The 5,448-nt window shown below is 55.5% G+C and carries 8 protein-coding genes, 2 tRNA genes and 1 other RNA gene; 3 read left to right on the top strand and 8 right to left on the bottom strand.

Annotated elements, in window-relative coordinates:
• The 8 genes from MV985_RS09070 to ffs all read right to left on the bottom strand — a co-directional run bounded on the left by MV985_RS09070 (window position 1) and on the right by ffs (window position 3,927).
• Window positions 1–78: transfer RNA gene (locus MV985_RS09070), tRNA-Gly, on the bottom strand.
• Window positions 79–86: 8 nt separating this feature from the next.
• A tRNA-Phe gene (locus tag MV985_RS09065) sits at window positions 87–163 on the bottom strand.
• A 67-nt stretch (window positions 164–230) separates the two neighbouring features.
• Window positions 231–950 (bottom strand): 7-cyano-7-deazaguanine synthase QueC, encoded by a 720-nt coding sequence (queC, locus tag MV985_RS09060; protein WP_297465521.1) that lies wholly within the window; start codon window positions 948–950, stop codon window positions 231–233.
• Entirely contained in the window at window positions 947–1,357 is a 411-nt protein-coding gene (locus MV985_RS09055) for a PIN domain-containing protein (protein WP_297465520.1), read from the bottom strand. The genes queC and MV985_RS09055 overlap by 4 nt, the downstream gene beginning before the upstream one ends.
• Window positions 1,345–1,581: an AbrB/MazE/SpoVT family DNA-binding domain-containing protein gene (locus MV985_RS09050; RefSeq protein ID WP_297465518.1), complete on the bottom strand. Its 237-nt coding sequence runs from the start codon at window positions 1,579–1,581 to the stop codon at window positions 1,345–1,347. Before MV985_RS09050 ends, MV985_RS09055 begins: the two co-directional genes overlap by 13 nt.
• A 49-nt stretch (window positions 1,582–1,630) precedes the next feature.
• Window positions 1,631–2,533, bottom strand: coding sequence for a dihydroorotate dehydrogenase (locus MV985_RS09045; RefSeq protein WP_297465516.1), 903 nt, complete (start codon window positions 2,531–2,533; stop codon window positions 1,631–1,633).
• A 35-nt stretch (window positions 2,534–2,568) separates the two neighbouring features.
• Complete coding sequence (locus MV985_RS09040; RefSeq protein ID WP_297465525.1) at window positions 2,569–3,567, bottom strand: pyridoxal-phosphate dependent enzyme; 999 nt, start codon at window positions 3,565–3,567, stop codon at window positions 2,569–2,571.
• A 46-nt stretch (window positions 3,568–3,613) separates the two neighbouring features.
• Window positions 3,614–3,927: signal recognition particle sRNA (gene ffs / locus MV985_RS09035), an RNA gene on the bottom strand.
• 122 nt (window positions 3,928–4,049) lie between these two features.
• Here ffs and pyrH point away from each other — a divergent pair.
• The 3 genes from pyrH to MV985_RS09020 form a co-directional block, all read left to right on the top strand.
• Window positions 4,050–4,727: a UMP kinase gene (gene pyrH / locus MV985_RS09030; RefSeq protein ID WP_297465523.1), complete on the top strand. Its 678-nt coding sequence runs from the start codon at window positions 4,050–4,052 to the stop codon at window positions 4,725–4,727.
• 68 nt (window positions 4,728–4,795) lie between these two features.
• Window positions 4,796–5,062: a ribbon-helix-helix domain-containing protein gene (locus MV985_RS09025; RefSeq protein ID WP_297465514.1), complete on the top strand. Its 267-nt coding sequence runs from the start codon at window positions 4,796–4,798 to the stop codon at window positions 5,060–5,062.
• A partial coding sequence (locus MV985_RS09020; RefSeq protein WP_297465512.1) for a putative toxin-antitoxin system toxin component, PIN family occupies window positions 5,038–5,448 on the top strand: 411 nt, incomplete at its 3' end. The genes MV985_RS09025 and MV985_RS09020, both read left to right, overlap by 25 nt.

The raw sequence follows: 5,448 nt of genomic DNA, 5'->3' as shown, positions 1-5,448 counted from the left end.
TGGTGCGGTGGCCGGGATTTGAACCCGGGTCACCGGCTTGGAAGGCCGGTGTCCTAGACCAGGCTAGACTACCACCGCACAGAAAGTGGTGGGGCGAGGGGGATTTGAACCCCCGACACCCGGATCTTCAGTCCGGCGCTCTCCCAGGCTGAGCTACCGCCCCACGTCCAAAGATAAAAGGCCGGGGCGGATTTATAAATCTTGCGGTGGCCAATGGACAAAAGCGAACATCAAATCTTCGGCTCAACAGCGTAAACCGTCTTATCCTCACCGATTCCCTCGATAAGCCCGCGGTGTCTCCTCACACAGCTCTCGCACTCGCCGCAGTGTATCGGCTTCCCGTCCTCGGTGAAGCCCTTCGGCATGTAGCAGGAGTTGGAGTACTCGTATTTCGCGTTTAATTCCTTCAAAAGCCTTGCTATACCCTTCTTGTCGAGGTCTATGAGCGGAGCGACTACCCTCACTTCCGCCATGGTTCCATAGCGGAGCATTTCGTTCATCTTCTCCACGAACTCCGGTGTGTTGTCCGGGAAGGTGGCACCTTCTTCGGCGTTGAAGCCCACTATGATATCTCCTCCTCCGAGGGCATCGAGGAGGGAAGCGGCTACGGCTATTAAAACCACGTTTCTCGCTGGAACCCAGACGCTTCTGGCTGTCTCCTGTGCGATGTTCATGTCTTCCAGTTCCTCAGCAGAGACCTTTGGCGTTTCGCCGCCGACTAGCGTCGTTCCCCTCAGTTTGGAAAACTCCTCGAGAAAGTCTAATCTGATAATCTTTAGCGGAACGTTTAGCTCCTTCGAGAAGAACTCCGCCACTCTGTTAGTTACATTCTCCTCGTTGCTTCCGTAGTTCACCGTGAGCATTATAACCTCGTCGTAGTTCCTCTTCGCCCAGTAGAGGCAGGCCGTTGAATCTAGCCCTCCAGAGAACAAAACGACCGCCCGCTTCATTCAACCACCTCCGGGAGCAGTTTAACGTTAAGTTTTCCAGCACGGTTTCTAAGCTTTTTGTCATAGGTCGCGAGGGTTCCAACTTCCCTGGCCATCGCGAGGATTACAGAGTCGTTGTAGTGTTTTAAGCCGAGGTTTCCGAAGAGGTCAAAGGCCGGAAGTAAGTACTTTCTATCATCGGCGAGACTAACCCTCTCGTTTAGAAGAATCTTTGACACGATTTTCTCCGCTTCCTTTGGTGTAACCCCTGCCACTGCCAAGTTCCAGACGAGCTCGTAGACAACGATTGTCGGTAGCACTATCTTATCAAGGGAGTTTATCAATTCCCTCGCTCCTCTATATCTCTCCGAGCTACGGTTGATAGAGTAAAGGAGGACGTTTGTATCAACGACGGCTACTCTTCCCATTTAGATGCCTCCACGAGGGCTTTTCTGGAGTTCTCCTCAATTTCTTCCGGCGTGAAGTCCCTTCCGAGGTCAATGCTCGGCCACTCCATCTCGGCTTTTTTAATGACTATCTCGTCTCCCCTCAGTTCGACGCTCAGGTATTCGCCCTCCTTTATGCCGAGTGCCTTTCGAATCTCAGCGGGAATCGTTATCTGGTAGTTTCGCGTTACCTTCGTGATTGGCATAGTGGTTCACCATAGTATAGTAGGACTTCCTACTAGATAACCCTTTCGCTTACTCAAGAGCCAGTCCGATGATTTCCTTCACGCCCGAAAAGCCTTCCTTCCTGAGGTAGCGCTCAATTCCCTCGCTTATCTCCCCGAAGACCTTCCAGCCGCGGAGCGAGACGGCAGTTCCTACCTGCAAAGCTGAGGCCCCAGCCAGGAGGAACTCGACCGCGTCCTGCCAGGTGGTTATGCCTCCAATTCCTATTACAGGGATGTCGAGAGCCTTTGCGAGGTCGTAGACGGCCCTTAGAGCAATGGGCTTGACTCCGGGCCCGGAGTAGCCCCCAATCTTGTTGCTCAGTATCGGCTTTCTCGCGTAGACATCTATCGCCATCGCCTTCAGCGTGTTTATTGCCGAAACTCCATCGGCTCCAGCCCTTTCGGCGGCAAGACCGAGCTTAGCTATGTCATCGGTGTTGGGAGTGAGCTTCGCTATTACCGGTCTATCAGTGGCGTCTTTAACGGCTTTAACGACATCATAGACGTTCTCAGGTTTCTGGCCAATCTCCATGCCGTAGCCCTTCGCGTGGGGACAGCTGAGGTTCAGCTCGAAGGCATCCGCAACGTCGCTCAGCTTTTCCGCCAGGAAGGCGAACTCTCCCGGTGTTCCTCCGAATATGGAAACGATGAGCGGGAAGTCGAAGGTGTAGCCCTCAACCATCTCAAGGAAACCCTTCCAGCCCGGGTTCGGCAGTCCCATCGCGTTTATCAGGCCGTAGGGGAGCTCGACTATGGTCGGGTTGTCGTAGCCCTTCCTCGGCTCGATTCCTATTGATTTAGTCACGACGCCACCGGCACCTTCCTCGTGGGCGCGAATCCACTGCTCGGGAGTTTTGTCGTTTATCCCGGACGCGAGAATGAGCGGGTTCTCGAACTTTATCCCGAAGAGCTCTACCTCAAGGCTGGTCATTTTGACACCCCGGAGGCAAAAATGATGGGGATAACTTAAGGCTTTTGCATGAGCCTGAGCATCTCCTCGCCGTAGTGGAAGAGCCCTGGAAGGCCGCCGGTGTGGACGAAGAGAATCCTCTCTCCAAGTTCTCCGGTCCCGGCCAGCTCCATCAGGCCGTAGAAGGCCTTACCTGTGTAGACTGGATCGAGGAGAATGCCTTCCTTTGTTTCGACCCATTTTATGAGCTCCGCAACTTCTCTGACTATCTTTCCGTAGGCGCCGAAGCTGTAATCGTATATCCTGGGCCTTTCGAGCTTTACGCTGACCCCAAGGAGTTTTCCCGCCTCTTCAGCCAGCTTGAGAACCTTCTCCCCCATGTCGCCACCGAATATTCCGACCCCCATTCCAACTGGTTTGGCTCTGGAACCTATGAGACTCAAACCGAGGGTCAGTCCGGCAAGGGTTCCGCCGCTTCCAACGGCGTCAACGATTGTATCGAACTCCAGGCCGAGGTCGCTGGATTGAGAGGTTATCTCGCCAGCGGCCCTCACGTAACCGAGGGTTCCGATTGGGGAGGCTCCGCCTATCGGTATCAGGTAGGGCCGTTTTCCTCTAACCCTCAACTCCTCCGCAACCTTCTCCGCAATCGGAATCAGTTCCGTGGTTTTCCCAACCTCAAAGACCCTCGTCTCTATCCCCATCAGCCTGTCCAGAAGGTAGTTGCCCCTGAGCTCCTCCCTTCCGCGGAGAACCAAAACGGGCTCCAGTCCGAGTTTTTTCGCCGCCAGGGCCGTTACGAAGGCGTGGTTCGAGTGAACCGCTCCCATCGTTACCACGGTATCGCAGCCCCTGGAGATGGCATCTCCAAGGAGGTACTCGAGCTTACGAATCTTGTTACCCCCGATTCCAAAGCCTGTTAAATCGTCCCTCTTAATGTAGACGTCAGCCCCAACCGCTTCGCTCACCGCAGGAAGGTACTGAACCGGAGTCTCCCATGGGACGAGCTCCACCCTGGGGAAGCGCGAGAGAAGCGAGCCTATCTTCGGGTGCATTGGGATCACCGCTAAGACTCGGATAGAAACGATAAAAATCTAGTGGCGGCGGGCGCGCCCGGGGGTGGGAACCCTCCGCCGCGCCCTTCCACCGGGGCTCGCTCACCCCCGCTACCCCGGGAGCGCCGCACGTCCCGCCTACCGCTGCTCCCTTCCGGGCCTGGCGGGGTTCGGCGGGTAAAGGGCGTTAGTCCGGCCCTTCAGCCGGACCCCGCCCACCGCCGGCCCCCCGGGACGAGGGTTCATCGTTACACCCCGACTTCCGGGCGCGGCTTCAGGAACCGCCCCCCGGGCTTCGGCCCCGGCATGTCGACGGTTTCCGGTTACAGGGGACGCCGAACCCCCCGGCCTAGCCCGCCGCCAGGTTTTACTTTCGGGCCCGAATATATAAAGGTTTGGTAGTTTCGCTCTCCGTTGCCGTTATCATCCTCATGATAAGAAAAAGGTTATAAATGCTCCAGTTTAGCACCGTGAGGGTCGTCATGAGGGTAGTCTTCGACATAGGCGGTTCTGTTCTCGTTCCGGAGGATCCCGACATCGAGTTCATAAGGGCCCTCTCCTACGAGCTCATCAAGATAAGCGAGGACCACGAGGTGGCGGTTGTCGTCGGCGGCGGAAAAGTTTCAAGGAAGTACATCAAAGCCGCGAAGACCTTCACGCCCAACGAGACCTTCAAAGACTACATAGGGATACACATCACCAGGGCAAACGCGATGCTCCTCATAGCGGCTTTGGGGGAGAAGGCATATCCCTTCGTCATCCAGGACTTCCGCAAGGCATGGGAGGTCATACAGCTCAAGAAGATACCGATAATGGGCGGAACGCATCCGGGCCACACGACCGATGCAGTTGCCGCGCTCCTCGCGGAGTACCTGCAGGCGGACCTTCTCGTTGTCGTCACGAACGTGGACGGCGTCTATGACAGCGACCCGAGGAAGAATCCGAACGCCAAAAAGCTCGAGAGAATAACCCCGGAGCAGCTAGTGGAGATAGCCATGGAGGCCGAGAGCAAAGCCGGTGGCAGTGGAGTCGTTGACGCTTTAGCGGCAAAGTTCATCCAGCGCGGGCGGATAAGGACCTACATCGTCGGCAAGCGCGATGCCTACCACCTCTTCGATGTGGTGAGGGGAAAGCACCATGGAACGGTTGTGGAGCCTTGAGGGTTCTCTTTCTTTGGCCATCCCAAACGCTTATATATTTTGTCCGACTATTGTCCTACGGTGATTGAATGTCCACTGCGGAGAAGGTTTCCGTCCGCTTTCCCCCAGGCCTGATGAGGGAGATAGATAAACTAGTCGAGCGGGGGGAGTTCTCGAGCAGGAGCGAGTTCATAAAGGAAGCAGTCAGGTTCTTCCTCCTTCATTACGAGTCGCCCAAGGAGCTCTGGGAGGAGTACAAGCTCCTCGCGAGGAGCAGGAAGCTTCCATCTGAGGAGGAAATCGAAAAGCTCCTTGAGGAAGTGGACGAGGAATGGAAGCGCTCAAGGTCGTCTTAGACACCAACGTCGTCATAGCGGCGGCGATAAACCCCTTCGGCAGTTCTGGAAAGGTACTTGACATGGTGGTCAATGGAGCGGTTCGCTCCTACACCTCCGAAGCGATACTTGAGGAGCTTCCCTTCAAACTCACGAGCGAGAAGGTTCTGAGATACCTTGAGAGCAGGATTTATGCACTATGGATTTACCGGATTTTCAGGGCTTCCTCCGTCATAGTTGAACCAGCCGAACACTTCGACGTTTCGCCTGACCCCGACGACAACAAGTTCTTCGATGTGGTTTATTCTACCAAGGCCGACTTCCTGATAAGCCTCGATAAGAAGCACGTGCTGAAGCTGAGGGACGGGGAGAGGAAGTTCTCCCTTAACGGGCACGAGTTTCTAATC

It is taken from the genome of Thermococcus sp. (assembly GCF_027012695.1).
Classification (GTDB): domain Archaea; phylum Methanobacteriota_B; class Thermococci; order Thermococcales; family Thermococcaceae; genus Thermococcus.
The sequence above is the reverse complement of the archived record's forward strand: the minus strand, read 5'-3'. Positions and strand labels throughout refer to the sequence as shown.